The 25,952-nt window shown below is 62.7% G+C and carries 30 protein-coding genes; 11 read left to right on the top strand and 19 right to left on the bottom strand.

What is annotated here, in order from left to right:
- Positions 1-210 precede the first annotated feature (210 nt).
- The 3 genes from AC0L2Y_RS06155 to AC0L2Y_RS06145 form a co-directional block, all read right to left on the bottom strand.
- Positions 211-1,026 (bottom strand): CDP-alcohol phosphatidyltransferase family protein, encoded by an 816-nt coding sequence (locus AC0L2Y_RS06155; protein ID WP_023677728.1) that lies wholly within the window; start codon positions 1,024-1,026, stop codon positions 211-213.
- 3 nt (positions 1,027-1,029) lie between these two features.
- Complete coding sequence (locus AC0L2Y_RS06150) at positions 1,030-1,728, bottom strand: phosphatidylserine decarboxylase (protein ID WP_023677729.1); 699 nt, start codon at positions 1,726-1,728, stop codon at positions 1,030-1,032.
- A 128-nt stretch (positions 1,729-1,856) separates the two neighbouring features.
- The gene (locus AC0L2Y_RS06145) at positions 1,857-2,036 is read right to left on the bottom strand and encodes a hypothetical protein (RefSeq protein ID WP_473554605.1); all 180 of its coding nucleotides are present in this window, start codon (positions 2,034-2,036) and stop codon (positions 1,857-1,859) included.
- Positions 2,037-2,284: 248 nt separating this feature from the next.
- Between AC0L2Y_RS06145 and AC0L2Y_RS06140 the strand changes: the two genes are divergently transcribed.
- Positions 2,285-3,151: an SMP-30/gluconolactonase/LRE family protein gene (locus AC0L2Y_RS06140; RefSeq protein WP_473554603.1), complete on the top strand. Its 867-nt coding sequence runs from the start codon at positions 2,285-2,287 to the stop codon at positions 3,149-3,151.
- 5 nt (positions 3,152-3,156) lie between these two features.
- Here the strand turns inward: AC0L2Y_RS06140 and AC0L2Y_RS06135 are convergent, their stop codons facing one another.
- The 4 genes from AC0L2Y_RS06135 to AC0L2Y_RS06120 all read right to left on the bottom strand — a co-directional run bounded on the left by AC0L2Y_RS06135 (position 3,157) and on the right by AC0L2Y_RS06120 (position 7,394).
- Positions 3,157-3,504: an antibiotic biosynthesis monooxygenase gene (locus AC0L2Y_RS06135; protein WP_352490929.1), complete on the bottom strand. Its 348-nt coding sequence runs from the start codon at positions 3,502-3,504 to the stop codon at positions 3,157-3,159.
- Positions 3,505-3,592: 88 nt separating this feature from the next.
- Positions 3,593-5,479: an ABCB family ABC transporter ATP-binding protein/permease gene (locus AC0L2Y_RS06130; RefSeq protein ID WP_473554602.1), complete on the bottom strand. Its 1,887-nt coding sequence runs from the start codon at positions 5,477-5,479 to the stop codon at positions 3,593-3,595.
- A gap of 20 nt (positions 5,480-5,499) precedes the next feature.
- Positions 5,500-5,874 (bottom strand): ArsR/SmtB family transcription factor, encoded by a 375-nt coding sequence (locus AC0L2Y_RS06125; protein WP_473554600.1) that lies wholly within the window; start codon positions 5,872-5,874, stop codon positions 5,500-5,502.
- A 59-nt stretch (positions 5,875-5,933) separates the two neighbouring features.
- The gene (locus AC0L2Y_RS06120) at positions 5,934-7,394 is read right to left on the bottom strand and encodes a LysM peptidoglycan-binding domain-containing protein (RefSeq protein WP_473554597.1); all 1,461 of its coding nucleotides are present in this window, start codon (positions 7,392-7,394) and stop codon (positions 5,934-5,936) included.
- A gap of 114 nt (positions 7,395-7,508) precedes the next feature.
- Between AC0L2Y_RS06120 and AC0L2Y_RS06115 the strand changes: the two genes are divergently transcribed.
- The gene (locus tag AC0L2Y_RS06115) at positions 7,509-8,120 is read left to right on the top strand and encodes an LOG family protein (protein WP_254820219.1); all 612 of its coding nucleotides are present in this window, start codon (positions 7,509-7,511) and stop codon (positions 8,118-8,120) included.
- 94 nt (positions 8,121-8,214) lie between these two features.
- Here the strand turns inward: AC0L2Y_RS06115 and AC0L2Y_RS06110 are convergent, their stop codons facing one another.
- Positions 8,215-9,102 carry a LysR family transcriptional regulator gene (locus AC0L2Y_RS06110; RefSeq protein WP_473554596.1) on the bottom strand — a complete coding sequence of 296 codons (888 nt, stop codon included), beginning with the start codon at positions 9,100-9,102 and terminating at the stop codon, positions 8,215-8,217.
- 118 nt (positions 9,103-9,220) lie between these two features.
- Here AC0L2Y_RS06110 and AC0L2Y_RS06105 point away from each other — a divergent pair, with 118 nt between their 5' ends.
- Entirely contained in the window at positions 9,221-9,511 is a 291-nt protein-coding gene (locus AC0L2Y_RS06105) for a muconolactone Delta-isomerase family protein (RefSeq protein ID WP_352490924.1), read from the top strand.
- Between the two features lie 57 nt (positions 9,512-9,568).
- Here the strand turns inward: AC0L2Y_RS06105 and rarD are convergent, their stop codons facing one another.
- The 8 genes from rarD to cysS form a co-directional block, all read right to left on the bottom strand.
- Entirely contained in the window at positions 9,569-10,501 is a 933-nt protein-coding gene (rarD, locus tag AC0L2Y_RS06100; RefSeq protein WP_473554593.1) for an EamA family transporter RarD, read from the bottom strand.
- 127 nt (positions 10,502-10,628) lie between these two features.
- Positions 10,629-11,168 (bottom strand): hypothetical protein, encoded by a 540-nt coding sequence (locus tag AC0L2Y_RS06095; protein WP_473554591.1) that lies wholly within the window; start codon positions 11,166-11,168, stop codon positions 10,629-10,631.
- Positions 11,169-11,172: 4 nt separating this feature from the next.
- Positions 11,173-12,795, bottom strand: a complete 1,623-nt coding sequence (gene cimA / locus AC0L2Y_RS06090) for a citramalate synthase (RefSeq protein WP_473554589.1) — start codon at positions 12,793-12,795, stop codon at positions 11,173-11,175.
- Positions 12,792-13,748: a prolyl aminopeptidase gene (gene pip, locus AC0L2Y_RS06085; protein ID WP_473554587.1), complete on the bottom strand. Its 957-nt coding sequence runs from the start codon at positions 13,746-13,748 to the stop codon at positions 12,792-12,794. Before pip ends, cimA begins: the two co-directional genes overlap by 4 nt.
- Positions 13,745-14,221 (bottom strand): GFA family protein, encoded by a 477-nt coding sequence (locus AC0L2Y_RS06080; RefSeq protein ID WP_473554586.1) that lies wholly within the window; start codon positions 14,219-14,221, stop codon positions 13,745-13,747. Before AC0L2Y_RS06080 ends, pip begins: the two co-directional genes overlap by 4 nt.
- A complete protein-coding gene (locus AC0L2Y_RS06075) occupies positions 14,218-14,709 on the bottom strand; it encodes a GFA family protein (protein WP_352490919.1) in 492 nt (163 codons plus the stop codon). The genes AC0L2Y_RS06080 and AC0L2Y_RS06075 overlap by 4 nt, the downstream gene beginning before the upstream one ends.
- Before the next feature lie 6 nt (positions 14,710-14,715).
- Positions 14,716-15,102, bottom strand: a complete 387-nt coding sequence (locus AC0L2Y_RS06070) for a VOC family protein (RefSeq protein ID WP_473554585.1) — start codon at positions 15,100-15,102, stop codon at positions 14,716-14,718.
- Positions 15,099-16,568, bottom strand: coding sequence for a cysteine--tRNA ligase (gene cysS / locus AC0L2Y_RS06065; RefSeq protein WP_473554583.1), 1,470 nt, complete (start codon positions 16,566-16,568; stop codon positions 15,099-15,101). The genes AC0L2Y_RS06070 and cysS overlap by 4 nt, the downstream gene beginning before the upstream one ends.
- Before the next feature lie 419 nt (positions 16,569-16,987).
- Between cysS and AC0L2Y_RS06060 the strand changes: the two genes are divergently transcribed.
- The gene (locus tag AC0L2Y_RS06060; protein WP_023677745.1) at positions 16,988-17,137 is read left to right on the top strand and encodes a hypothetical protein; all 150 of its coding nucleotides are present in this window, start codon (positions 16,988-16,990) and stop codon (positions 17,135-17,137) included.
- 57 nt (positions 17,138-17,194) lie between these two features.
- Here the strand turns inward: AC0L2Y_RS06060 and AC0L2Y_RS06055 are convergent, their stop codons facing one another.
- Entirely contained in the window at positions 17,195-17,956 is a 762-nt protein-coding gene (locus AC0L2Y_RS06055; protein WP_473554581.1) for an SOS response-associated peptidase, read from the bottom strand.
- A gap of 123 nt (positions 17,957-18,079) precedes the next feature.
- On the opposite strand from AC0L2Y_RS06055, the gene AC0L2Y_RS06050 reads away from it, so the two are divergent.
- The 4 genes from AC0L2Y_RS06050 (at position 18,080) to AC0L2Y_RS06035 (ending at position 20,448) form a co-directional block, all read left to right on the top strand.
- On the top strand, positions 18,080-18,505 hold the full coding sequence (locus AC0L2Y_RS06050) for an NUDIX hydrolase (protein ID WP_352490915.1): 426 nt from the start codon (positions 18,080-18,082) through the stop codon (positions 18,503-18,505).
- Positions 18,506-18,553: 48 nt separating this feature from the next.
- Positions 18,554-18,931 (top strand): TIGR02301 family protein, encoded by a 378-nt coding sequence (locus tag AC0L2Y_RS06045; RefSeq protein ID WP_473554578.1) that lies wholly within the window; start codon positions 18,554-18,556, stop codon positions 18,929-18,931.
- Between the two features lie 374 nt (positions 18,932-19,305).
- Positions 19,306-19,563, top strand: a complete 258-nt coding sequence (locus AC0L2Y_RS06040) for a hypothetical protein (RefSeq protein ID WP_023677749.1) — start codon at positions 19,306-19,308, stop codon at positions 19,561-19,563.
- A gap of 81 nt (positions 19,564-19,644) precedes the next feature.
- Positions 19,645-20,448, top strand: coding sequence for a hypothetical protein (locus tag AC0L2Y_RS06035; protein WP_473554576.1), 804 nt, complete (start codon positions 19,645-19,647; stop codon positions 20,446-20,448).
- A gap of 35 nt (positions 20,449-20,483) precedes the next feature.
- On the opposite strand, the gene AC0L2Y_RS06030 is transcribed toward AC0L2Y_RS06035, so the two are convergent.
- Positions 20,484-21,815, bottom strand: a complete 1,332-nt coding sequence (locus tag AC0L2Y_RS06030; RefSeq protein WP_473554573.1) for a dihydroorotase — start codon at positions 21,813-21,815, stop codon at positions 20,484-20,486.
- Between the two features lie 82 nt (positions 21,816-21,897).
- On the opposite strand from AC0L2Y_RS06030, the gene ygfZ reads away from it, so the two are divergent.
- The 3 genes from ygfZ to AC0L2Y_RS06015 all read left to right on the top strand — a co-directional run bounded on the left by ygfZ (position 21,898) and on the right by AC0L2Y_RS06015 (position 25,593).
- Complete coding sequence (gene ygfZ, locus AC0L2Y_RS06025; protein ID WP_473554815.1) at positions 21,898-22,758, top strand: CAF17-like 4Fe-4S cluster assembly/insertion protein YgfZ; 861 nt, start codon at positions 21,898-21,900, stop codon at positions 22,756-22,758.
- On the top strand, positions 22,758-23,390 hold the full coding sequence (locus AC0L2Y_RS06020) for a YfbR-like 5'-deoxynucleotidase (RefSeq protein WP_473554571.1): 633 nt from the start codon (positions 22,758-22,760) through the stop codon (positions 23,388-23,390). Before ygfZ ends, AC0L2Y_RS06020 begins: the two co-directional genes overlap by 1 nt.
- Before the next feature lie 64 nt (positions 23,391-23,454).
- The gene (locus tag AC0L2Y_RS06015) at positions 23,455-25,593 is read left to right on the top strand and encodes a putative bifunctional diguanylate cyclase/phosphodiesterase (protein ID WP_473554570.1); all 2,139 of its coding nucleotides are present in this window, start codon (positions 23,455-23,457) and stop codon (positions 25,591-25,593) included.
- A gap of 73 nt (positions 25,594-25,666) precedes the next feature.
- Here the strand turns inward: AC0L2Y_RS06015 and AC0L2Y_RS06010 are convergent, their stop codons facing one another.
- The gene (locus tag AC0L2Y_RS06010; RefSeq protein WP_352566187.1) at positions 25,667-25,939 is read right to left on the bottom strand and encodes a DUF3303 domain-containing protein; all 273 of its coding nucleotides are present in this window, start codon (positions 25,937-25,939) and stop codon (positions 25,667-25,669) included.
- Between the last annotated feature and the right edge of the window lie 13 nt (positions 25,940-25,952).

Here is a 25,952-nt window from a genome sequence, read left to right as displayed (position 1 = left end):
CTTGCGCGACGCTGACCGCGCACTAACAGCTGCCGCTTAAAACGGACCTACCAAACACAAACGGTCTAGCCGCCCAGCAAGTTCCGAAAACGGGTTTTTGAGGTGCATTCCACAGCGCCGCGCGCTCTGCGAGCCGGTCCTAAGTCTAAACGGATGACCCTTTTCGGAATCATGCACTGCCAGGCGCAACGCGAACTGGCACCAAATCTGTCAGCCAATATCCGAGGACGGCACCTTCTCGCCTTCGCGCTTGGCGCGTCTCGAATAGGCGCGCACGCTGAACGGCAAGAAGACCAGATAGCCGGCAACCGAGGCCGTCAGCGTATACCAGGGATAGGTCATCAAAAGCAGGACGTAGAGGACGACTGCGAGGATGATCGGCAGCACCCTGTCGCCCGGTATCCTGACGCTCTTGCCGGAATAGACGGGCAGTCTGCTGACCAGCAGGAACGCCACCAATATTGTAAAGCCGGTGGCAATGAAGGCCGCCAGGCGGCTGGGTTCAAGCCCAAGCCTGAGGAAGAACAGATAGAGCGGCAGCATCACCAGCACCGCACCCGCCGGCGCCGGCACGCCGACGAAATATTCGGTCTGCCACTGCGGACGGTCGAGCTCTTCGTCGAGCACGTTGAAACGGGCAAGCCTCATCCCACAGGCGATGGTGAACAGCAGGGCGGCGATCCAGCCCGGCGAACCTGCCCTGTCGAGCAGAAAGGCATAGAGCACCAGCGCCGGTGCCACGCCGAAATTGACGATATCGGCCAGCGAATCCATCTGGGCGCCGAATTTGGAAGTCGCCTTCAGCATTCGCGCCAGACGGCCGTCGATACCATCGAGGAAGGCGGCGAGCAGTACCATCACCACCGCTGGCTCGAAGCGGCCCTCAAAGCCGAAGCGAATACCGGACAGGCCGGCGCAAATGGCGAGCACAGTCACCAGGTTGGGCAGCACCATGCGCATCGGGATTTCGCGAATGCGCGGGCCACCGCCGCCATGCGCCTCGAATTTCTTGAACGGCGGCGCCACCGGTCAGGAGATCCGCACGAGCGGCGTTGCGGCAACGCCGCCGAATTCCGCCAGCACCGTCTCACCGCCGACCGCGGTCTGGCCGACGGCGACGCGCGGCGTCGCGGTCGAGGGCAGGAATACATCGACGCGCGAGCCAAAGCGGATCAGCCCGAAGCGCTCGCCGGTGCCGATGGCGCCGCCGGGCTCGGCCCAGCAGACGATGCGCCGCGCTACCAGGCCGGCGATCTGCACCGCGGCGACTGTTCCATTGGGGCTTTCGATGACCAGCCCGTTGCGCTCGTTCTCGGTGCTTGCCTTGTCGAGTTCGGCATTGAGGAATTTTCCTGGCCGATGCTCGATCCTGGAAATGCGGCCGCGCACCGGGGAGCGGTTCACGTGGCAGGAAAAGACGTTCATGAACACCGAGATGCGGGTCATTTCACCGCCGCCGAGGCCAAGCTCGCGCGGCGGCACGGCCGGGCCGACCGCCGAGACGATGCCGTCGGCAGGGCTGACAACCAGCCGGTCGTCGATCGGCGTGACACGCTCGGGATCGCGGAAGAAATAGGCGCACCAGGCGGTCAGGATGAGACCGATCCAGAACAGGGTCGAGGAGAAATAGCCGAGAAAGAGCGTCGCCGCGCCGAACGCAGCGATAAAGGGATAACCCTCGCGATGGATCGGAACGAACGCATTCTTGATCGTGTCGACGAGGCTCATGGGATGAGGATAACCTTGGTTTCCAAGTCCGGCTTCAATAGCGGAAACACCCCGCGCTCGCAACGCGACAATGGGAGCGCTTGGAGGTGGCGGTCGTCGCCGTCTCAGAACGGCCAAGCGAAATCCCCTCAGGCACCCGCTGCCGCCGCTTGGTCGAAATACTCCTCGAGCTCGCGCCGATCGGCCTCCGCCAAGCTCTCTTCGTGGCTGCCGCGTAGCACGCCGCCTCTCGGGGTCGACTGGAGGAGGAATACATGCTCGTCGGCCATAACCACCCAGTTCACAACCGCGCCGCCTTCCATAGGCACGACCGAGTTCGCAGAGACGACAGCATCGGTCGGATCGAACCCGGCCCTGCGCAGCAAGAGGTCGACAGCGACCGTGGATGCGCACGGCGCATCGCGCGGTTCCGTGCGGCTACTCAGGTCAAATATAAACGACGCCGTCGCAATCCTCGTTGTCGGAACGCAGCACTCTCGCCCGTCCTTGGTAAGACAGCGCCTCTCATTGGCCTTTCGGCCAGGACGATTTGCGCCAACCCGGAGGTTCTCGGCCCATGCAGAAATCAGCAGCTAGGCAAGTGCGAGTGGTGATGAACGGCTTGGCCTTCGGCGAGTCGCCGCGCTGGCACGATGGCCGGCTGTGGTTCTGCAACTGGGGCACAGGCCAGATCATCGCCGTTGACGCCCAAGGCAACAGCGAGATCGTGCTCACCGTGCCGGCCACCCTGCCCTATTCCATCGACTGGCTTCCGGACGGGCGCCTGCTTGTCGTCTCCGGCCGCGAAGGGCTGGTCCTCAGGCAGGAGGCAGGCGAGAGGCTGGTCACCCATGCCGATCTGAGACACCTGTCGAAGAGCCCGTGGAACGAGATCGTGGTCGATGGGCGCGGCAATATCTACGTCAATGGCGGTGGGCCTGCTCCGGCTCCCGGCCAGCATTTCGGCCCCGGCACCATCGTGCAAGTCGCACCTGATGGCTCGGTTCAGCAGGTGGCTGAGAACCTCGCCTTCGCCAATGGCATGGCGGTGACGCCTGACAACAAGACGCTGATCGTTGCCGAGTCCCACGCAAACAGGCTGACCGCCTTCGACATCGCTGCCGATGGTGGCCTTTCCAACCGAAGGGTCTGGGCCAATCTCGGCAACGGTTTTCCGGATGGCATCTGCCTCGATGCCGAAGGTGCGGCGTGGTACGCCGACGTTCCGAACCGGCATTGCGTGCGGGTGCGCGAGCGCGGCGCAATGCTCGAAAGCGTCGACGTCGATCGCGGCTGTTTTGCCTGCATGCTCGGCGGCGGCGACGGAAAAACGCTGTTCATCGTCGCCGCCGAATGGCGCGGCTTCGAACATATGATCAGCGATGCCCGTACCGGCCAAGTGCTCAGCGTCGAGGCTATCGCGCCGGGCGCCGGCTGGCCGTAGAGAGCTTACATCCCGGGGATCCGCTGATAGTTGGCGATATCGGCCTTGACGCCAAGTCGCGCAATGGTCTCCTGAGGATTGAAGCCGCTGCGCTCATGCGCAGCCTTGATGATCGGCACGACCTTGTCGACAGCGGCCTGCCCTTCCCATTCGACAATGGTCACGAGGTTGAACTCGCCCGGCCCCGAGAATTGCTCGAGCAGGAAATCCTGGACGAACCCTTGCTGTTGGCGCAGCAATTCATGCGTCATCCGGACCTTGGCAAGAATCTCCTCGCGGGCATTGGCCGGAACAACAAACTTGTCCACCCGGAATACGCTGCCGCCACTGACTGACTGATTTATCCCATTCATATCGATTGTCTCCGTTTTGAACGACGCATCTTGCTGCGATCCAAAACGGCCTACGATCTCAACTTAAGTTGAGGTCAAGCACAAATTTTCAGCTCACCTCCGAGGTGCGGCGGCGGACAACGACGCCGAACTCGTCGCTTTCGCGGGCAATGCGCAGCCGCTCCTCGGCCTCACTTGCCTCGCGCTGGCGGTCCCACATCGATGCATAAAGGCCGCGCTTGGCTATCAAGGCGACATGGGTGCCGCGCTCGGCGATCTGGCCGTCCTGCAGGACGATGATCTCGTCGGCCGAAATCACCGTCGACAGCCGGTGGGCGATGACGAGGGTGGTGCGGCCCTGGCTGACCAGGTCGAGTGCCGCCTGGATCTCCTGCTCGGTGTGGCTGTCCAGCGCCGAGGTCGCCTCGTCGAGCATCAGGATCGGCGGAGCCTTCAAGATGGTACGGGCGATCGCCACCCGCTGCTTCTCGCCGCCGGACAGTTTCAGCCCGCGCTCGCCCACCATTGAGCGATAGCCGTCTGGCAGCCGCTCGATGAACGGTCCGATCTGGGCCAGTTCTGCCGCCTTGCGCACATCCTCCTCGCTGGCGCCGATACGGCCGTAGCGGATGTTGTAGGCGATGGTGTCGTTAAACAGCACCGTGTCCTGCGGCACCATGCCGATGGCGGCGCGCAAGCTCTCCTGTTTGACGTCGCGAATGTCCTGGCCGTCGATCAGAATCTTGCCGCGCTGAATGTCGTAGAAACGAAACAAAAGCCGCGAAATGGTCGACTTTCCGGCTCCTGAGGGGCCGACGATGGCCACCGTCTTGCCGGCCGGCACCTCGAAGCTGATGCCCTTCAGGATCTTGCGGTTGGGGTCGTAGGAAAAATGCACGTCATGGAACTCGATCTTGCCGGCTTCGACGACCAGTGGATTGGCGCCCGGCCGATCGACGATCTCGCGCTTGACGTCGAGCAGATCGAACATGTTTTCGATATCGGTCAGGCCCTGGCGAATTTCGCGGTAGATCATGCCAATGAAATTGAGCGGCACCGAAAGCTGCATGAGCATGGCGTTGACGAAGACGAAATCGCCGACGCTCTGTGTGCCTGCCTTCACCTCGAGCGCCGACAGCACCATGACGACGGTCATGCCGATGCCGAAGATCACCCCTTGGCCGAAGTTCAGCCAGCCAAGCGAGGTCCAGGTCCTGGTCGCCGCCACCTCATAGCGCGCCGTGGACCGGTCGAAGCGCTCGGCCTCCATGGCTTCGTTGTTGAAATATTTGACTGTTTCGTAGTTGAGCAGCGAATCGATCGCCTTCGTGCTGGCTTCATTGTCGCTGTCGTTCATCTCGCGGCGGATCGAAATACGCCAATCGCTCGCCCTGACGGTGAACCAGACATAGAGCCAGACCGTGACCGCGATCACCAAGACGTATAGCCAGCCATAGGTGACGGCGAAGATGCCGGCGGTGAGCGCGAATTCGACGATTGTCGGCGCCGTGGCCAGCATGGTGAAGCGGACGATCGTCTCGATGCCCTTGGTGCCGCGCTCGATGACGCGCGACAGTCCGCCGGTGCGCCGTTCGAGGTGGAAGCGCAGCGACAGTTCGTGCATGTGCACGAAGGTACGGAAGGCGAGCCGGCGCACCGCATGCTGGCCGACCCGTGCAAACAGGGCGTCGCGCAACTGGTTGAAGCCGAGTTGCACCAGCCGCACGGCATTGTAGGCGACGACCAGCATGACCGGCGCCAGCAGGAAGGCCGGCAGCGGCGGCGGCGATTTGCTATCGCCGGCCAGTGCGTCGGTCGCCCATTTGAAGAAATAGGGTCCGGCCACCAGGGTCAGCTTGGCGACAACCAGCAGCACGGTGGCCCACACCACCCGCGCCCTCAGGTCGGCGCGGTCGGCCGGCCACATATAGGGCCAGAGATTGCGCAACGTTCTAAAGGTCGAGCCGGAATCGGCGGAAACGGTTTTCTCGGCCATTCTTGTTTACCTTTATGATTTTAGCGGCCGGAGCAGCAGGAATCGACCAGCGCGGCCAGCGATGCCGAAACATCGGCGAGCGCGGCGCGGTCGAGTTCATAGCGCGAGCGCTGGCGGTCAGGCTCGAAGCGGATCAGCCCGGCCTCGACCAGGATCTTCAAATGCTGGGAAACAGTGGACTGCGCCAGGTCGAGATGCTCGACAACCTCGCGACAGCAGCAGGAACGGCTTGCGGAAAGGTGTTTGAGAATTTCGATCCGCGCCGGATGCGAAAGGGCCGCGAGCCGGACAGCGACGGCGCGGCTATCCGGCGTACAGTTGGCCGGCATGCAGTTGGCCGGCGCGTGTTCATCTGCCGCGCGGCGTTGGTCCGTCACGAGGGGGGATTCGGTCATCGTCCATCGGCGATAAACGATGACCGGCCCTGCCGCAAGCTATCCTGATGGGCAGAACGCTACTCGGCCTTGGCTGGCGCCGTCGTCATCTGGTCGCCCATTGCCTTGAGATCGGCGGGTTCGCCTTCCTTCGATTTCTCCGGCACCTTGAACACCTGCCCCGGCCAGATGCGGTTCGGATTGCTGATCTGGTCCTGGTTGGCGAGATAGATGGTCGAGTAGCGCATGCCCTGGCCATAGACCCGCCGCGAAATCCGCCACAGCGTGTCATGGCGGCGGATAATGACTGCGCCATCGGCATGTTCGAGCTTTGGAGCCACGGTCTCGGGGGTTTCGCCCGAAGGCGTTGTGGCGGCCATTTCGGCCGGGGCTTCGGTTGTAGGAGTGGGGGCAGTTGCGGGCGTTTCGACGGCCGTTGCCGGCGCCGCTTTGGTCGCCGGAGCATTCGGCTCGGCGGGCGCCACGGCGGCAACCGCCTCACCAGGCTCGCGCTCGAACGGCACAGCGGCACGGGCCACCACCGTCACGCCGTCGGCGCCGAGCGCATCGACGTGGATGGTGTAGGTGCCGACCGGGATGTCACGTGTCGCTTCGACCAGGAAGTGGCGGTCGGGCGAGGTCTTCGCGTCGCCGAGCAGGATATCGTTGGCATAGGCGCGCACCTTGCGGCCGGGATCGGCGAGCCCGGCAACGAAAATCTTGTTGCCGTCGATTTCGACAGCTTCGACGACGATCTTCGGCTCCACCGCGGGAGTAGCGGGCGCTGCCGATGTGGCGGGTGCTGCCGGAGTCGGCGCGGCTTCAACAGCGGCCGGCGCGGCAGGAGCAGGCGCTGCTGGAACATCAGCCGCAGGCGCTGCGGCAGCCGGCAATTCGGTGCCGGTGGCGGGTGGCTGAACGGCCGCCTGTTCGCCGACGGGCGGCGAGGCGTCAGATTTCGCTTGAGGGGCCGGAACAGTGAGCAGTTCGGACGGCTTGCCCGGCTCCTCGACCATTGCCAGCACCTGGCCGGTGGAATTCTGGGGGATCGAAACGACGGCGGTCTGCGCCGAGGCGGTCACGACATTGCCAGCCGTCGAGCGCAGCGTGATCGTATAGTCGCCGGGCTTCAGCGGATCGTCGAGAATAATGGCAAAGGCGCCGTCAGGGCCGGCGACCGTCGAGCCGAGCACAGCCGAACCGTTGAGAATCTCGACCTTGGCGTTGGGCGCCGCATTGCCGGCGACGACGATCGAGCCGTTGCTTTCGACGCGCACGATGTCGAAGGTCGGCACGATTGCACCTGCTGCGGCCGGCGCGGCGGGCGCTGCGGCCTCGGTGGACGCGGCGGGCGCAGGCGGCAGCCGGCCCTCGGTCGCCGGAGCGGCCGGTTTCGAAGCCGGCGGCGTCAGCGCCGCGACCTCCGCAGGCCGGGTAAGATTGAGATACGGGTCGAGTGCGCCCGATACATAGGCGGTTCCCGCCGCGGCGACAGAGCCGCCAGCCGCGAACAAAAACGCCTTCAACGGATTAATTGCCATGTTTCCCTGCCCCTTAGCCACCTAATTTCGGTCTAGCCTGTTTTGCCAAAGCCGACAAGAAAAAGCCCGCCCCAGGGCTTGACCATGCCAATAGTCCCTATCACCAATCATAACATGAACACGATTCGATCTGTCTGCGTCTATTGCGGCTCCTCCCCGGGCCGAGATGAAACCTATATCAAGGCCGGACACCTGCTTGGCCGCTCGATCGCCAAGTCCGGCCTGCGTCTGATTTATGGCGGCGGCACTAAAGGTATCATGGGTGCCGTCGCTGAAGGGGCGTTAAAGGCCGGCGGCAAGGTAACCGGCATAATTCCACGTTTTCTGATCAACCGGGAGGCGACCGAAACCGCGCTTAACCGGCTCGACGAGCTCGTCATCACCGATAATATGCACGAGCGCAAACACAGGATGTTCGAGAAATCCGACGCCTTTGTGGCGCTGCCCGGCGGCATCGGCACCGTCGAGGAGATCGTCGAAATCATGACTTGGGCGCAGCTCGGCCATCACCGCAAGCCGATCGTTTTCGGCAACGTCGGAGGGTTCTGGGATCCGATGCTGGCGTTGCTCGATCACATGGCAACGGAGGGCTTCATCCACACCGCGCAACGGGTCAAGCCGCTGGTGGTCGAGGATCCGGAAGCAATCGTCGCCGCTATCATGGTGGCGGGATCCTCCGTCGATGCACCGACGGAGGGCGTGCAGTCGGTGATTGATAAGATGTAGAGTGAATGGTGACTAGTGAATAGCGAAGTACAAGACCTTCCGAATCGGCACCTGCCTACTGACTACTGACTACTGACTATTCACTATTCACTATTCACTCCTTCCCTACCGCCTTCCTTAAGTCCGCAATGACCGCGCGCTTGTCCTGACGCCGCCAGGCGAGATGGATCGAGACGGTGCGTTCGAACCACGGCAGATCGCGAAACACGATCTGAGGCGGCGCGGCACTCCGCAGGCTGGCCTGCACCGTCGCCAGCCCAAGCCCGGCGCTGACCAGGCCCAACGACGTCAACGGATCGGTCGTCTCATAGGCAATGTCGGGCAGGAAGCCGGCCTTCGCACAGGCGGCGAGAAATTGGCTGCGGTTGGTGTCGTCAGGCTGGCGCACCACCGTGATCCAGGTACGTCCGTCCAGTTGCTGCGGCAGTATCTCCGCGATTTCAGCCAATGAATCGCCTTCCGGCATCGCCAGAACCAGCGGCTCGCGCATGATGAGCATGGCGGCGATGTCGGGATCGTCGGCAGAAGGAGGCGTGTACACGAGGCCCAGATCGAGCGATCGTTCGCGCAGCGCTTCGATCTGCGCGGCGGAACGCTGACCCTTCAGTTGAAGATGAAATTCGGGCCGGTCGCGGCGAAACTGGCGCAGCATTCGAGCGACAAGCCCTGCATGGACCGCACCTTCGACATAGCCGATGGCGAGACGGCCGACCGTACCGCCGGCGAGATTGCGGCCGAGCTCCTCCAGCCGTCTTGCATGGGCCAGCAGCGCACGCGCCTCGGCAAGAAAAGCGCGGCCCTCGGCATTGAGATGAACACGCTGCCTCGCCCTCTCGAACAATGCGACGCCCAGTTGCTCCTCCAGCTGCATGATCTGACGGCTGAGCGGCGACTGCGAAATGTGCAGCAATTCGGCGGCACGCCCGACATTGCCGGCTTCGGCCACCGCGATGAAATAGCGGAGCTGGCGCAGGTCGAACATTGTTGCTCCGATGCTAAAGTCCCGTAAGGTCTCAACTTTAGCCTAATCAGTCTTGGACTGTCTGGCCAGCCGAAGCGAATATTTTCGGCATTCCAACGGCCAACATCAGGAGATTCCGATGCAGTTCTTTGCCCTTCTTGCGCGCAACACCGAAAAGTTTACCGACGCCGATTTTGCGCCGCTGCTGCCTGGCGAGGCCGAGCAGCGCCGCACGCTCTATGCCGAAGGCGCCGTGCGTCAGGTGTGGAATCGGGGCGACATTCCCGGCAGCGGCATGATGTTCGAAGCCGGCAGCGATGCCGATGTGCGCAACCATCTCGCAACTTTACCGCTGGTCAAGGCCGGCATGATGGACATTGCCGCCGTCGTGCCGCTGCAACCCTATCCCGGCTTCGGGCCGAAGCGCTGAGCGATCGTGAAAAGAGGCGGCAGCCGGCCTTTAGGACCGGCCAGCCGCCTTTCTTCGTTAGGCGGCTCGAGCGGATGCGGCAACGGTCTTGCGCGCCGTAGAAAACATCGACCAGGAGTACGTCGCCAGCGCCGCCCAGATCAGCCCGAAGGCTATGGCCTGAACGCTGCCGAACGGTTCGCCGAAAATCAGCACCGCGATCAAAAAGACGATTGTCGGCGCGATATACTGCATGATGCCGATGGTGGAGAGGCGCAGCAGCCTGGCGCCGAACGCAAACAACAGCAGCGGCACGGCGGTGACCGGGCCGCAGCCGATCAGCAAGGCGGTGTCGTTCAGCGAGCTGGAGACGAAATGATCCTGTCCTGTGGCGATCAGGAAGATGATGTAGCCGAGTGCCGGCACCGACAGCAGCAGCACTTCAAGCAGGAAGCCCTGGCTCGGGCCGATCGGCAGCGTCTTGCGGAAGAAGCCATAGGCGGCAAAGGAAAAGGCCAGCACCAGCGACACCCAGGGCAGCTTGCCGGCGTCGATGGTCAGCACCGCGACCGCGATTGCCGCCAGCACCACCGCCGCAATCTGCAGGCGGTCGAGCCGCTCGCCGAGCAGCAGCGCGCCGACAACGACGCTGACCAGCGGGTTGATGTAGTAGCCGAGCGCCGTCTCGATGGTGCGGTCGACCGCGATCGCCCAGACATAGATGCCCCAGTTGACCGAGATCAGCGCCGCCGTCAGCACCGCCATCGAAATGATGCGCGGCGAACGAACTGCCGCTTTGAAATCGGCAGTGCGGCCGGCCCAGACCAGGACGGCGGCCGCGATCGGCACCGACCAGACGATGCGGTGGGCGATGACTTCGGCCAGAGGCAGATGCGCGACAGCCTTCATATAGAAGGGCAGCAGCCCCCAAAGCAGGTAGGCGCCGAGCGCCAGCAGGAAGCCGCGACGAGCTTTGGTGCCGGCCTCGATTTGAAGTGCTTGGGTAGTCATGGCCCAAGGCTATGCGCCAGCGGCTTGCCCAAAACCATCGCAAATTGCTGATGGATAAATGGAGTCTCGCTGATGGTTCAAGAACCCGGCGTTTTCACCAGTTCATTGAGATGCGCGAAGCCCGCAGTCATTTGGTTTCGCCGGGCGCAGGCACCAATTCCATGAATTCCGCTCCAACGGTGTCGTGACGAAAGCCCGTCACGCATTCTGCCACCTCGATCGGAATATCTGCGATAAAGTCTATAGTGGCAGCACCGGCGTCCTCGCGATCCTGATCTGCGAAGCGCTCGCGGCGAATCTCCTCGAAACAGAATGGAAGGTTTCCTGTCGCTTCTAGGTTGCGCGCACCGTCTGCGCTGGTGTGTCGTATGCTCCAGACTTCGTGCCCGTCGCGCCACTGTTCGGCCCATTGCAGCATGACCGTGTCGATATTGTGAACGACGACAATGTCCCTGCCCGTCGAAAGGTTTGCTAGGCGCTTCTCGTCCACCAGGTCCATGTTCACGTCGTTAAAAATGACGACAGACCAATTTTGACCAACCGTCACGCCATTGTAGTCAAAATCAAAAACCTCGTCCGATTGTCCGCTTTGAGCCAGACCGAAAGCCAGCGCTGCCTTCGCGAGTGGCAGACCATTGAATGCGACCCAGCTTATCGTGAAGCCCATTTCCTCACTCCGCCGCTGCCAATCCCGCCATGTCGCGGTTCTTCATCAGCTTGTAGACGATCGAGTCCATCAGCGCCTGGAACGAAGCATCGATGATGTTTTCGGAGACGCCGACCGTCCACCAGCGCGCGCCGGTACCGTCATGCGATTCGATCAGCACGCGGGTGATCGCCTCGGTGCCGCCATTGAGGATACGCACCTTGAAGTCGGCCAGCTCGAGATCGGCGATTTCGCTCTGGAATTTGCCGAGATCCTTGCGCAGCGCAATGTCGAGCGCGTTGACCGGGCCATGGCCTTCGGCGACCGACATCTTCTCCTCGCCCTCGACCAGCACTTTCACAATCGCCTCCGAGACCGTCTTCAGCTGGCCGTTGGCGTCGAAACGGCGCTCGACCATGCAGCGGAACGAGGTGACGCGGAAGAATTCCGGCAGGCCGTGCAGCATCTTGCGCGCCAGAAGCTCGAAGCTGGCGTCGGCGCCTTCGTATGCGTAGCCCTCCGCCTCGCGCTCCTTGACCACGGCGATCAGCGCGTCGAGGCGATGGTCGTCCCGGGGCATGTCGATGCCGCGCCGCTTCAGCTCGGCCAGGAAATTGGCCTTGCCGCCTTGGTCCGAAACCATGACACGGCGGCGGTTGCCGACAGTTTCTGGCGGAACATGCTCGTAGGTCGCCGGCTCCTTGGCCAGCGCCGAGGCATGGATACCGGCCTTGGTGGCGAAAGCGGAGGCCCCGACATAGGGCGCTTGCGCTTCCGGCGCACGGTTCAGCAACTCGTCGAAGGCGCGGGACAGGCGCGATATACCGGTCAACGCCTCTGCCGAAATGCCTGTAGCAAAGCGGCCCGAAAAGGCCGGCTTCAACGCCAATGTCGGCACGATCGAGATCAGGTTGGCGTTGCCGCAGCGCTCGCCGATGCCGTTCAGCGTGCCCTGGATCTGGCGCACGCCGGCCTCGACGGCGGCAAGCGAATTTGCCACCGCCTGGCCGGTGTCGTCATGGGCGTGGATGCCGAGATGGTCGCCCGGTATGCCGGCCGCGATCACCTTTTCGACGATGGCGCGCAACTCGGAGGGCTGCGTGCCGCCATTGGTGTCGCACAGCACCACCCAGCGCGCGCCGGCATCGTAGGCCGTCCTGGCGCAGGCCAGCGCATAATCGGGGTTGGCCTTGAAGCCGTCGAAGAAATGCTCGCAGTCGACCATCGCCTCCTTGCCGGCCGTGAGCGCGGCCTCGACCGAGGCCTTGATCGCCTCGAGGTTCTCCTCATTGGTGCAGCCGAGGGCGACGCGGACATGGTAGTCCCAACTCTTGGCGACGAAGCAGATGGCGTCCGACTTCGACTGGACCAGCGCGGCAAGCCCAGGATCGTTCGAAATCGACACTCCTGCCCGTTTGGTCATGCCAAACGCAACGAACTTGGCATCGGCCGTGCGACGCTCGGCAAAGAAGGTGGTGTCGGTTGGATTGGCGCCGGGGTAGCCGCCCTCGACGTAGTCGATGCCGAACTCGTCGAGCAGCTTGGCGATGGCGATCTTGTCCTCGACGGAAAAGTCGATACCCGGCGTCTGCTGACCATCGCGCAGCGTGGTGTCGAACAGATAAAGGCGCTCGCGAGCCATGGTCATTTCCCGGCAAACGTGTCCGTCGCGCGGATCAGCCTGTCGAGGATGCCCGGCTCCGAATAGGCGTGGCCGGCGCCTTCGATCAGATGGAAATCCGCTTTCGGCCACGCCTTGTGCAGCGCCCAGGCATAGCGCGCCGGGCACGGCATGTCGTAGCGGCCGTGAACGATGGTACCCGGGATATCCTTAAGCTTCCATGCATCGCGCAGCAGCTGTCCCTCTTCCAGCCAGCCGGCATGGACGAAATAGTGGTTCTCAATGCGGGCGAAAGCCAGGGCATAATCATCCTGGCCGAAGGGACCACTGGTTTCCGGTTCCGGCAGCAGCGTGATCGTCTCGCCCTCCCACAGGCTCCAGGCGCGAGCGGCCTCGACCCGCGCCACAGGATCGCTGCCAACCAGGCGCTTGCGGTAGGCGGCCATCATGTCGCCGCGCTCAGCCTCCGGGATTGGCGCCAGAAACCGCTCCCACTTGTCGGGGAACATCTCTGACACACCGAACTGGTAGTACCATTCGAGTTCGGCGCGGGTCAGCGTATAGATGCCGCGCACGACCAGTTCGCTGACCCGCTCGGGGTGGGTCTCGGCATAGGCCAGCGCCAGCGTCGAACCCCAAGAACCGCCGAACACCAGCCATTTGTCGAAGCCGCACATTTTTCGCAGGCGCTCGATGTCGGCGACCAGATGCCAGGTGGTGTTGGCTTCAAGCGAGGCATTGGGCGTCGATTTTCCGCAGCCGCGCTGGTCGAACAGGATGACATCGTACAGCTTCGGATCGAACAGCCGCCGGTGCTTTGGCGAAATAGCGCCGCCCGGCCCGCCATGCAGGAATACAGCCGGCTTGGCACCGCGGGTGCCGGAGCGCTCCCAATAGACCTGATGGCCACCGCCAACGTCGAGCATGCCGGATTCGAAGGCTTCGATCTCGGGATAGAGGGTGCGGAATTCGCTGCTCATAGTTTCAGGCCCTGCTGCGGCCAGTTGGCCGTCTCGTGATCGGGATGCTGGAAGGAAATGATGGATTCCTGCCGCGCATAGAAATCCGGGTCGTCGTGGATCGGCGCGTCGAAGATCGTCTCGACCCAGGCCAGCCTGGCGGCGTAGTTGACCTGGATCTGCGGCGCCAGATCGGAACGGTCGTCGAAGGCGCCGATGGCGATCTCCAGCGCACCGGGCTGGCGGTAGGTCAGCGGTGTGCCGCAGCGGGCGCAGAAGCCGCGATCGATGTTGACCGACGACTGAAAGTAACTCGGCTCCTCGCGCACCCATTCGACGCCGTCGCTCGGCACTGTCACCAGCGCGCCGAAAAACGACCCGAACTGTTTCTGGCACATGCGGCAATGACAAATGGACGGGCGGCCGAGGGCGCCGTGGATGCGGAAGCGCACGGCGCCGCACTGGCAGCCGCCGGTACGAACGGTTTCGGTCATGATTTTTCCTCCGGCGGCCATTGTTCGGTGTCGTGGTCGGGATGTTGGTAGGAGACGAGATCGGCGAGATAGGAGGCAGACGAAACGTCGGCCATTGTCTCCTCACCGGGCAATTCGTGGACGTGATCTACGTAGGGGAGCTTGGCTTCGACACCCCATTGGATGGTCGGCGCGATCTCCTCGGGGTGGTCGAATGCGGCGATGGCGAGCGCCACGCCGTCGGGCGCTTCGAAGGTCAGCGGCGTACCGCATTCGGCGCAGAAACCGCGCAAAGCCGCGTTGGACGAGCGGAAGCGTTTGGGCTCACCGCGCGTCCAGTCCAGCCTTGCGCCGCGCACCGAGACCAGCGGCAGGTAGAAATTGCCGCTCGCCTTCTGGCACATGCGGCAATGGCAGACGGAAGCATCGCCGAGCGCGCCTTCGACGCGGAAGCGCACCGCGCCGCACTGGCAGCCGCCTGAATACACCGGTTTGTTGTCGAGGCTCATCGCGCATTACTCCGGAGCATGGCAGACCGCCTCGACATTGTTGCCGTCGGGATCGAAGACGAAGGCAGCGTAATAGTTGGGGTGGTAGTGCGGTCGCAGGCCCGGCCCGCCATTGTCCTTGCCGCCGGCGGCGATCGCCGCGGCGTGAAAGGCATCGACCTCGGCGCGGCTGCGCGCGGTGAAAGCGACATGCTGATGATCCTTCGGCTTGTCCTTGCCGGCATGCAGCCAAAACACCGGCCGGTCGCGGCCGTAGCCGCCGACCTTAGCGCCGCCGGTATATTCCAGCGGCACCATGTAAAGCAGCGAGGCGCCGAGCGGCGCCATCGCCCTGTCGTAAAAAGCCTTCGACGCGTCAAAATCCGAAACGATGATGCCGAGATGATCGATCATCTTTTTACCTCCCAAGTGGTGATGCGTTCGCCGGTGACGGGGTCCTTGCCGTCCTTCAACTGGATGCCTTGCGCCAGCAACTCGTCGCGGATGAGGTCGGCCTCGGCCCAGTTCTTGGCAGCGATCAATGCGAGGCGTTTGGCGATCGCCTTGGCAATGGCGTCTTCATCCACCTTGGCTGTTGCAACGTCGAAGCCGAGGAACAACAGCGATGCCTTCAGTGAAGCGGCAGCATCGTTGCCTTCGGCGGCTGCGTTGCCACTACCAGTGTTGAGATCAACAGCATCGCCAGCCAACTGCGTCAGCAACTGGAATGCGGCATAGGTGGCAAGGTCATCCGAGAGCGCTTCGATCACATCCGCCGGCACCGGCTTTGCCGTCGGCGGCGCCAGATCGGCCGCCCGCTTCCATTTGCGCAGCGTATTCTCCGCCTCTTCCAGCTTGCGCACGGAAAAGTCGATTGGCTCGCGATAGTGCGTCATCAGCATCGCCAGCCTGAGCACCTCGCCCGGCCATTTGCGGCCGCCAAAGGTCTCCGTCTCCAGCAATTCGGTGATCGAATAGAAATTGCCCAGGCTCTTGGACATCTTCTGGCCCTCGACCTGCAGGAAGCCGTTGTGCATCCACACCTTGGCCATCGTTTCGGTGCCGTGGGCGCATCGCGACTGCGCGATCTCGTTCTCGTGGTGAGGAAAGATCAGGTCGATACCACCGCCATGGATGTCGAACACCTCGCCGAGATAGGCGGCCGACATCGCCGAGCACTCGATGTGCCAGCCGGGCCGGCCCCTGCCCCACGGGCTGTCCCAGCCCGGTTCCTCGGGCGAAGACAATTTCCACAGCACGAAATCCTGCGGGTTCTTCTTATGCGCATCGACGGCGACGCGGGCGCCGGCCTGCTGCTCGTCGAGATTGCGCTTCGACAACTGCCCGTAGTCCGGCATGGAAGCGGTGTCGAACAGGACTTCTCCAGCCGCGACATAGGCATGGCCGCGTTCGATCAAGCGCTGAATCAAGAAGATCATGTCGACCTTGCCGTCGGGCCTGGGCTCGACGAACTCGGTGGCGCGCGGCTCGACCGTCGGTTCCAGGCAACCGAGCGCCGCAACGTCCTTGTGGAACTGGTCGGCGGTCTTTTCGGTGACCCGCCTGATCGCTTCGTTCAGCGACAACTTGCCAGAGGCAATCTCGCCGCCGAAATCGCGCAGTGCGCGGGCGTTGATCTTGTCGTCGACGTCCGTAATGTTGCGGACGTAAGTGACGTGCGCTTGCCCGTAGAGATGGCGCAGCAAACGGAACAGCACGTCGAAGACGATCACCGGCCGCGCATTGCCGATATGGGCGAAGTCATAGACCGTCGGGCCGCAGACATACATGCGCACGTTGCGCGGATCGATCGGGAAGAAATCCTCCTTGCTCCGCGTTAGCGTGTTGTAGAGGCGCAGGCTCTTCGATGCGTCAGACATACGTGCGTTCCCGGTGCATTACTTTGTTTGAGCATGACCTTTTGGGATCGTGCTCTGGATGGAGTCGGTTACGCCGAGGCGCAAATCGGGCTCCAGCCTGCTGGCCGGGGCGTTTGTCCAATCTGGGAGGAGATGAGGCGAAAACGTCCAGGACCAGTGCGAGGCTAGCCGATAATGCAAATGCCACAAATGGCGAAAGACGTTCTCATGGCCGGCGTTATCGCCTTGCCCGGTGTTGCCGTCAAGTCGCTACCTTCGCCAAAAATATCGTTGGCTCACAGGAATTGAGCCATTGAAACATTTTATTAAACAGGTCGGCACTGTGATGAAACATTCGCCGGCTAGATCAGCAAGCGTCACGATTTGGTCGGATTCGGCCAGCAAACGCAGACACGAAGATGTTACCAGGGAAGAGACCAATGCCTAAGCAAGAATCCAACCGCGCCAAGCAACCGGCGCTCGCCAGCCACTACCGGGCGATCGGCCCGGCAGCAATCGTCGCAGCTCTTCTGCACACCGCGAAGAAGAAGAAGCCGGCGCAGAAGATCGTTTCGCCGCGCGCTGCCTGACAATGCCGTCGGGAAAAGATTGAGGCGCTCACGGCGAACCAGTAATAGTAGCTTTTGCTAAAATAAACTCATCTGACTGTCGTTCGCGCCGGACTTCTGGCGCTTGACCTTCTCGGGCTCAGGCTCGACGACGCCCTTCTCCTGAATCTCCGGCCCGGTATTGGCGACCTTGTTGACGAGGTCGGAAACCGGGATCGCTTCGAAGAAATCGGGCTGGGCGGGTCTCAGCAGATCGGCCACATCGCGCGGCTCGAGCGTGCGGCAATCCAGCCAGCGCGCGAAATCCTTGGGATGGATCACCACCGGCATGCGGTCGTGGATATGGGCAGTATCGGCATTGGCGTGGGCGGTCAGAATGGCGCCGGTGTCCATTTCCGAGCCGCCCGGCTCGGCATAGGTCTCAATCAGCCCGGCGAAGGCGACAAGCCCGCCACGCCTTGGCCGCACCCAATAGGGCTGCCCTCTTCTGCCACCGGTTTGGTGCCATTCGTAGAATCCCGAAGCTGGTACCAGGGCGCGGCGATGGTGCATGGCAGCGCGAAATGATGCCTTTTCCAAAGCCCCCTCGGAACGCGCGTTGAACAGCAGCGGGAAGTTGCGCGTATCCTTGACCCAGGCCGGGATCAGGCCCCATCGCACCAGCATCGAGCGGCGGTCGGGCAGGTTCGAGCCCGGCGCCTGCGGCAATCCGGCGAGCGCCATCAGCATCGGCTGCGTCGGCGCGATGTTGTAGCGGGCCGGAAACTCCTCAAGTTCCGCCAGGCCGAGAAAGGCGGCGGTCTGGTCCGGAGTGGCTGTCAAAGCAAAGCGTCCGCACATGAATTCAGCTCTCGAATTGGTGGCATGTGAAAGTGGCCATGGAACCCGCCTTTCGCAACCGCTAAAGCTGTCCGCCGATAGCCGGTCCACAACGGGCTGTGCCAATCGAGCGATCCGGAGCCCATGGAAGCACGCAAGATCATTCCGGCAGTCTCGGTCTGCGTCGTGCGCGAGAACACGGTGCTGCTGGTCAAGCGGGCCAGGCCGCCCTCGCAAGGCCTCTATGCCTTTCCCGGCGGCAAGGTCGAAGCCGGCGAGACGCTGGCACAGGCAGCACGGCGCGAATTGCTGGAAGAGACCGGATTGCAGGCGCGCAGCTACCGGCCGCTGCGGGAAATCCACATCGACGGCAGCGGCGACGGGCATCCGGTCGACTACTGGCTGACGGTGTTTGGGGCCGATTATGCCGGCGGCGAGGCGGTTGCCAGCGACGACGCCGAAACCGCGGCTTTCTATACGCTGGCCGAAATGACAGCGATGCCGCTCGCCGATGCGGTGTTTGAAATTGCCGACGATCTACTCGGCCCCAATAAGGACGGCGAGACCTGAGCCAGAGAATCGCCTTGCAGGCGACAAATTGTTTCAGCACAAAGCCTCATGAGCCGCACGTCCTCGTTTCTCGCCGCCTGCCTCGCCGTCAGTGTGAGTTTCGGCGTGCGTCCGGCAATCGCCGCCGAAGCGCCATTCGAGCCTGGGCTGATGCGGCTGGCGGAAGTGCTCGGTTCTCTGCATTTCCTGCGTAATCTGTGTGGCGAGAAAGGCGACCAGTGGCGAGCCGAGATGGAAAAACTGATCGCATCGGAAAATCCGAATCCGGAGCGGCGCGCCCGCTTCATCGCCAGCTTCAACCGCGGCTACCGGTCGTTCGGCGGCACTTATACGCAATGCACGGCCTCGGCGACGGAAGCCATCAGCCGCTACATGAAGGAAGGCGAGACGCTGTCTCGCGACATAGCCTCTCGTTACGGAAACTGACGGCGGCAGCTGCCGTTCCGGCAAACCGGCATCAAGCGCCGGCGCTGTGGGCGGCGGACGCGTTGGACACTTCTCCGCTTGCCTCGGGTGAGGTCTTGGTGCAAACCTGATGTTGCACTTTTGCAACTATGTTAACGAAACGTTAGCGCGCAGATGTGAAATTAACTCAAACTGAAGGTTTCCGTCCCCTTGGCCGGCCTAATCGGCTAAGTTTGAAACGGATCGGACGCAGGTTTGCCGGACGCGACGGAATTTGTAGAAGACGACCAAAAAAATGTCGTATTTACAAATACTTACTGCGCCTGCGCGTAAAAGGGACAACTCAAGCTTGATCCCTATCCAACGGATCACCGCTTGAAAGGGTGGACATCGCAATGGAACATGGCGTCAACGACATCGACGCGCTGGTCAGGGAAGAAAAGCGCCTGACCGCCGTGGAAAGCCACAGCGAAGCCTGGGCAGAAGGATTGTCGGCCGGGATCGAGCCGGAAATCATCGCCGAGGCAGCCCTCGAAACGGCATTCGGCGAAATGCTGCGCACCAATGGCGAGACCTCGGCGCTTGCCCTGCTGGATCGCATGCGTGAAAAGGTGATTGCCGGGGCCTTCGAGCCCGAAAGACTGCGGCACTGACCCCGGTTCTTTGACGACGGCGCGCCGCCCGGACATCATGTCCGGGCACATGGATGGGCTGGAACCAGGGAGTAGCAGGCGGTGAATTTTTCGATATCAGGCAAGCCGCGCGGCCTGGTCCTCAGCATTTGGCTTACTGCTTCCTGCGCCACAATTCCCCTTGCACTGCTACTTGCGAGCAGTCCCGCTCACGCCCTCAGCGAGATCAAGCGCGAAGACCTGCCTTCGCCGGTCACGCCTCCGCCCGACGGCGACATGTCGCCGCCTGGAAGTACAGTGCCGATGCCCGGCCCGCTCGGCACGACGCCACCTGCAGCCAGCCAGCCGACTCCGTCCGACGGGCCGGAGCAAACCGAACCGAAAGGGCCAGCGGACGATGGTGGCATGGCCAATCCGCATGTCGATCCGGATGCGCCTGTGCCCGAAGTCGTCTACGACCTTGCCAAGTTGCCGGAACCGGTCAGGCGCATGCACGATCTGATCGTCGAGGCCTGCAAAAGCGGCGACATCGAAAGACTGCGGCCGCTGATCGGCACGGGTAACATGATGACCCAATTGTCGCTGGGCGACATGGAGGGCGACCCGATCGCCTTCCTGAAAGGCCTTTCCGGCGACACGGAGGGCCAGGAAATCCTCGCCATCCTGGAAGAGGTGCTCAATGCCGGCTATGTCCACGTCGATGCAGGCACTCCGCAGGATCTCTATGTCTGGCCCTATTTCTTCGCCCTGCCGCTGGACAAGCTCGATGCCAAGCAGCGGGTCGAGTTGTTCAAGATCGTCACCGCCAGCGACTATGACGATATGAAGCAGTTCGGTGCGTACATCTTCTACCGAGTCGGCATCACGCCGACCGGACAATGGACGTTCTTCGTCGCTGGGGATTGAGTGGTTTTAGCCTGTCCCTTATCGAGGCAGGGAGCTTAGCCCGCCAACGCCTCGGAAAACTCCACCGCCCTACCCTGGCCCGGCGCGACGATCTCGCCTTCCCACATCACGCGCCGGCCGCGAACGATGGTGCCGACCGGCCAGCCGGTCACCTGCCTGCCGTCATAAGGCGTCCAGCCGGCCTTGGAGCCTTGCTGGGCGTTGGCGATGGTCTCGCGGCGCTTCAGATCGACGATGGTCAGATCGGCGTCGTAGCCGGCGGCAATACGGCCTTTCCTCGCGATGCCGAAAATACGCTGCGGGCCGTGGCTGGTCAGGTCGACAAAGCGCTGCAACGTCAGCCGGCCGGCGTTGACATGGTCCAACATGATCGGCACCAAAGTCTGCACCCCGGTCATGCCGGACGGCGACGCCGGATAAGGCTTTGCCTTCTCGGCCAGCGTGTGCGGCGCATGGTCGGAGCCGAGCACATCAACGATGCCTTGGGCAACACCGTGCCAGACCCCGTCGCGATGGCGCGTGGCGCGCACCGGCGGGTTCATCTGGATCAGGGTGCCCAACTGCGCATAATCATCGGCGCTCAGCGTCAGATGATGCGGCGTCGCCTCGCAGGTCGCAACATCCTTGTGCTGTTCGAGGAAGCTTATCTCCTCGGCGGTCGAGATGTGCAGCACATGGATCCGGGCGCGGACCTGGCGCGCGATTCGCACAAGGCGCTCGGTGCAGCGCAGCGCAGCGATCTCGTCGCGCCACACCGGATGTGAAGACGGATCGCCCGCGATGCGCTCGCCAAGCCGTTCGCGCAGCCGGAACTCGTCCTCGGAGTGAAAGGCGGCGCGGCGGCGTGTGTTCCTCAGGATCGAGGCAACGCCTTCGTCGTCCTCGACCAGCAGGTCGCCGGTGGACGAGCCCATGAACACTTTTATGCCGGCCGCACCCGGCAGCCGCTCGAGATCGCCGGCGTCTTTCGCATTGTCGCGGGTGCCGCCGACCCAGAAGGCAAAGTCGCAATGCATGCGGCCGGTGGCACGCCGCACCTTGTCGGCAAGGGTTGCCTCGCTGGTGGTCAGCGGATTGGTGTTCGGCATCTCGAAGACGGCGGTGACGCCGCCGAGCACCGCTGCCCGCGAGCCCGTCTCGAGATCTTCCTTGTGCTCCAGGCCCGGCTCGCGGAAATGCACCTGGCTGTCGACGACGCCCGGCAGGATGTGCAGCCCGCGGCAGTCGATCGTCTCGCCGGCCGACGCCTGGCGGAGGTCGCCGATGGCAGCGATGCGCCCACCATTGATGCCAACGTCGCGAAAACCCTCGCCGTCATGGTTGATCACGATGCCGCCTGTCAGGATGAGATCGTAGATGGGGGCCATGCGGGTCCGGTCTCTTGCGGGGGAAGTGCCAGGGGCTTACGTAATGGCCGATAGTTTTGCAAGATCAGGCTCGTTTCCCACCATGCCCTTTGCCTCGCTCAGAGATCGCGCACTCGTTTCCGTGTCCGGGCCGGATGCCGAGCACTTTTTACAGAACATCCTGACCACCGACCTAGACGTGCTCGGCAGCAGCGAAGCAAAGCCAGGCGCGCTGCTAACGCCGCAAGGCAAGATCCTTTTCGACTTCCTGATCTCGCGCGCCGGCGAAAATGCTTTCCGACTTGAATGCCGTACCGAGACCGCCGATGATTTCATGCGCCGGCTGACGCTCTACAAATTGCGCGCCAAAGTCGAAATTGCCAAGCTGGATCAGCCGGTTGTGGCCGTCGCATGGGGAGGCGATTCAACCACTTCGCAATTTGAATCAGCACCGTTTGCCGATGCGCGGTTTGTCGATACTGCCGTCAAGCGCTTCTATGGTGGCGCCGCAGATGGCGGCGACCTTGCCGCATGGCAAGCCTTTCGCATCGCCCATGGCATTGCCGAAAGCGGCAGCGACTATCATCTCGGCGACGCGTTTCCGCATGACGTGCTGCTCGACGAGATCGGCGGTGTCGGCTTCAAGAAAGGCTGCTACGTCGGCCAGGAGGTCGTCTCGCGCATGCAGCATCGCGGCACTGCCAGACGCCGGGTGTTGATTGTCTCGGCCGAACGCCCCCTGCCTACTTCGCGCGCAGAGTTGACGATGGAGGGGCGACCGGTCGGCACGCTTGGCTCGACCGCCGGCAGGACAGGCCTTGCCATTGCCCGCATCGACCGGGTTAAGGCAGCGCTCGACGCCGGCCAGCCGATCCTGGCGGAGGACGTCGCCGTGTCGCTCGCTATCCCGTCCTGGGCGAAATTCAGCTTTCCGCAGGAAGCCGTCGGCGCGGAGGACGCCTGATGGCTGCCGATCGCGCCGGGGCGCCGCCGCGCGCCTGGCAGCGCATGCTGTCTGGCCGCCGGCTCGACCTGCTCGACCCCTCGCCGCTCGACATCGAGATCTCCGATATTGCCCATGGCCTTGCCCGCGTCGCACGCTGGAATGGCCAGACCAGAGGCGATCACGCCTTTTCGGTCGCCCAGCATTCGCTGCTGGTCGAAACGCTTGTCGGCGAACTGATGCCGGATGTCGACGCCGACGCGCGGTTGGCGGCGCTGCTGCACGACGCGCCGGAATATGTCATCGGCGATATGATCTCGCCATTCAAGTCCGTGATGGGCGGCAGCTACAGGGATTGCGAGATCAGGCTGCAGCGCGCCATCCATCTGCGCTTTTCACTGCCGGCGGAACTCGACGCGGGGCTGCGCAAGGAAATCAAGCGAGCGGATCAGATCGCCGCTTATTTCGAAGCGACGCTGCTTGCAGGTTTTTCGACGGCAGAGGCGACCGAGTTCTTCGGCAGGCCGCGCGGCTTCAACGCCGAGCGCTTCGATGTCACGCCCCGCTCGGTGACCTGGGCGCAGAATGCCTTTCTCAAGCGCTTTGCGGCCATCGAAAGGTCGCGACGCCAGACTGCCGTTCCAGCCGGCTGAAAACGGTAAATTAACCGGCAGGGACAACAGTGCCGTGGTTAACCATGGTCCATAGGCTGCCCTCATGCCCGTTGCCGGTATCAAGGCTGGTTCGTCCGTCCGCCGACGGAGGGCCAAAGGCGTTGGTCTGCCGCAACGGATCGAAGACGAGCTGCGCGAACAGAACGAGCGTTTTTCGGCAGCGGTCGAGAACATGTCGCATGGCCTGTGCATGTTCGATGCCGATGAACGGATGATCATCTGCAACAGGAACTACATCAGCATCTTTCGCCTCGACGCCGAAGTGGTGCGGCCCGGCATCCGGTTTTTCGACATCCTCCAGCATAGCGTGGATATCGGCATCGCCTCGCAAAGCGCCGAGCAACTCTATGCCATCCGCAAGCCCTATATCGACCAGGCAAAACCTTCCACCTATGAGGAAACGCTTGCGGACGGGCGCATCGTCAACATTTCGCACCGGCCGCTGGCGTCAGGTGGTTGGGTCTCGATCTACGAGGACATCACCGAGCAACGGCGCGCCGAGCAGGAGTTGAAGGAGCAGCACCGCCGTTTCGACGCCGCACTTGCCAACATGTCGCAAGGCCTTTTGATGTACGATGCGGACGGCAAGCTGATCGTGCGCAACGAACGTTTCCTGGAGCTTTATCATGTCAGGCCGGCCGACTTCCCGCTTGGCATGAGTCACCACGATGCGTTCAAGCGGCTGCTGGAACTGGGCATTTACACAAAGCTCGACCCCGACAGCGAAATCTCGCAAATCGAAGCCTGCCTGCGGGCGGGGAAAACACACGTAACGCATCGCCATCTCGCCGACGGCAGGACGCTGCTGGTTGCACGCCGGCCGATGAGCGGCGGCGGCTGGGTCGCGACGTTCGACGACGTCACCGAGCGCAGGCGTGTGGAAGAGCGCATGACTCATCTTGCGCACCACGACACACTGACCAACCTGCCCAATCGCTCGATGCTTCGCGAACGGCTGGACCAAGCCCTGAGCGAGACGAGCGACGGATCGCTGGCGATATTCTCGCTCGACCTCGACCACTTCAAGGCAGTCAATGATAGTTGGGGACACCCCGCCGGCGACTGGCTGCTGAAATGCGTGGCGGAACGGCTGCAACGGTGCCTGCGCAATGAAACGGACGTTGTCTCCCGCTTCGGCGGCGACGAATTCGTCATCATCCAGTTCAATCTCAAAAGCCCGGGCGACGCGGAAAAGCTGGCCAAACGCATCGTCGAGATCATTGGAAAGCCGTTTCGCGACAAAAGACACGACATGCGCGTCGGCATCAGTCTCGGCATCGCGCTGTTTCCGAATGACGGCAAGGACGCCGACACGTTGCTGAAAAACGCCGATATGGCGCTCTATCGGGCAAAGAGCGAAGGGCGCAACCTCTACCGCTTCTTCGAACCAGCCATGGACGCGATGGTGCGGGCACGCCGGGCGCTCGAAATCGATCTCAGGGCAGCGCTGTCGCGCCGCGAATTCGAGCTGGATTTTCAGCCGATCATGAACATCGCCTCCGGCGAAATCGTCGGTGCCGAAGCCTTGATGCGCTGGCGTTCGCCGGTGCGCGGCCTGGTACGGCCAGACGACTTCATTCCGGCCGCCGAGGAGACCGGGCTGATCGTGCCGCTTGGAGAATGGGCGCTGCGAAAAGCCTGCACGACCGCGGCAGGCTGGGCGTCTTGGCGCATCGCAGTCAATGTCTCCGCCGTGCAGATCAAAAGCGGTACCTTTGCCCGCAGCGTCATTTCGGCACTGGCGTTCTCGGGCGTGCCGGCCAACCGGCTTGAACTGGAAATCACCGAAACGGTGCTGATGGACGAGAGCGATCTGGTGCTCAAGACACTCAGGCAGCTACGCGATCTGGGTGTCCGCATCGCGCTGGACGATTTCGGCACCGGCTATTCCTCGCTGGGCTATCTCCGGCGCTTTCCCGTCGACAAGATCAAGATCGATCGTTCCTTCATCAGCGATATCGACAGCCGCGATACCGCGGCGATCGTGCGCACCATCATCGGGCTTGGCGCACAGCTGGGCATCACCGTCACCGCCGAAGGTGTCGAGACCGAGGCGCAGTTTGAATTCCTGCAAAAGGAGGGCTGTGTCGAGGCTCAAGGCTATTTGATCGGCATGCCGTCAAAGGCGTCGGACATCAACCGGCTGCTGAGGTCGAGCGCGACGATCAGGCAATCCGGCTGAGTACGGCGGCCTGGCGAGCCGGCGGCTCTGCCATCAATACAATTTCCGGATATTACTCGTCGAAGCGCGCGGGTCAGAGGTGCCCGCTCAATGCCTCCACCATATCCTTGTTCGTCGCCACGGGAACGATCTCGAATTCGACCAGATCCGCCCATTCGATGACCCACCGCTGCAGGAGCGTGACGTCAGCGGCCTCCACGAGGAGGAAGCAGCGGCTCATATCCGCCGCGATCCAGCTGTGGTGCACGACAAGCGCGTCCGGCTTCAGGCGGCCCTGGTCGCGGAAACGGCGGTAGATCTCCTTGCGGTCGCAGCCGCGAAAATCCTCGGTTACGAAGAACAGCATCTTTTTTGCCCTC

Source organism: Mesorhizobium sp. WSM4830 (assembly GCF_055811495.1).
The sequence above is the reverse complement of the archived record's forward strand: the minus strand, read 5'-3'. Positions and strand labels throughout refer to the sequence as shown.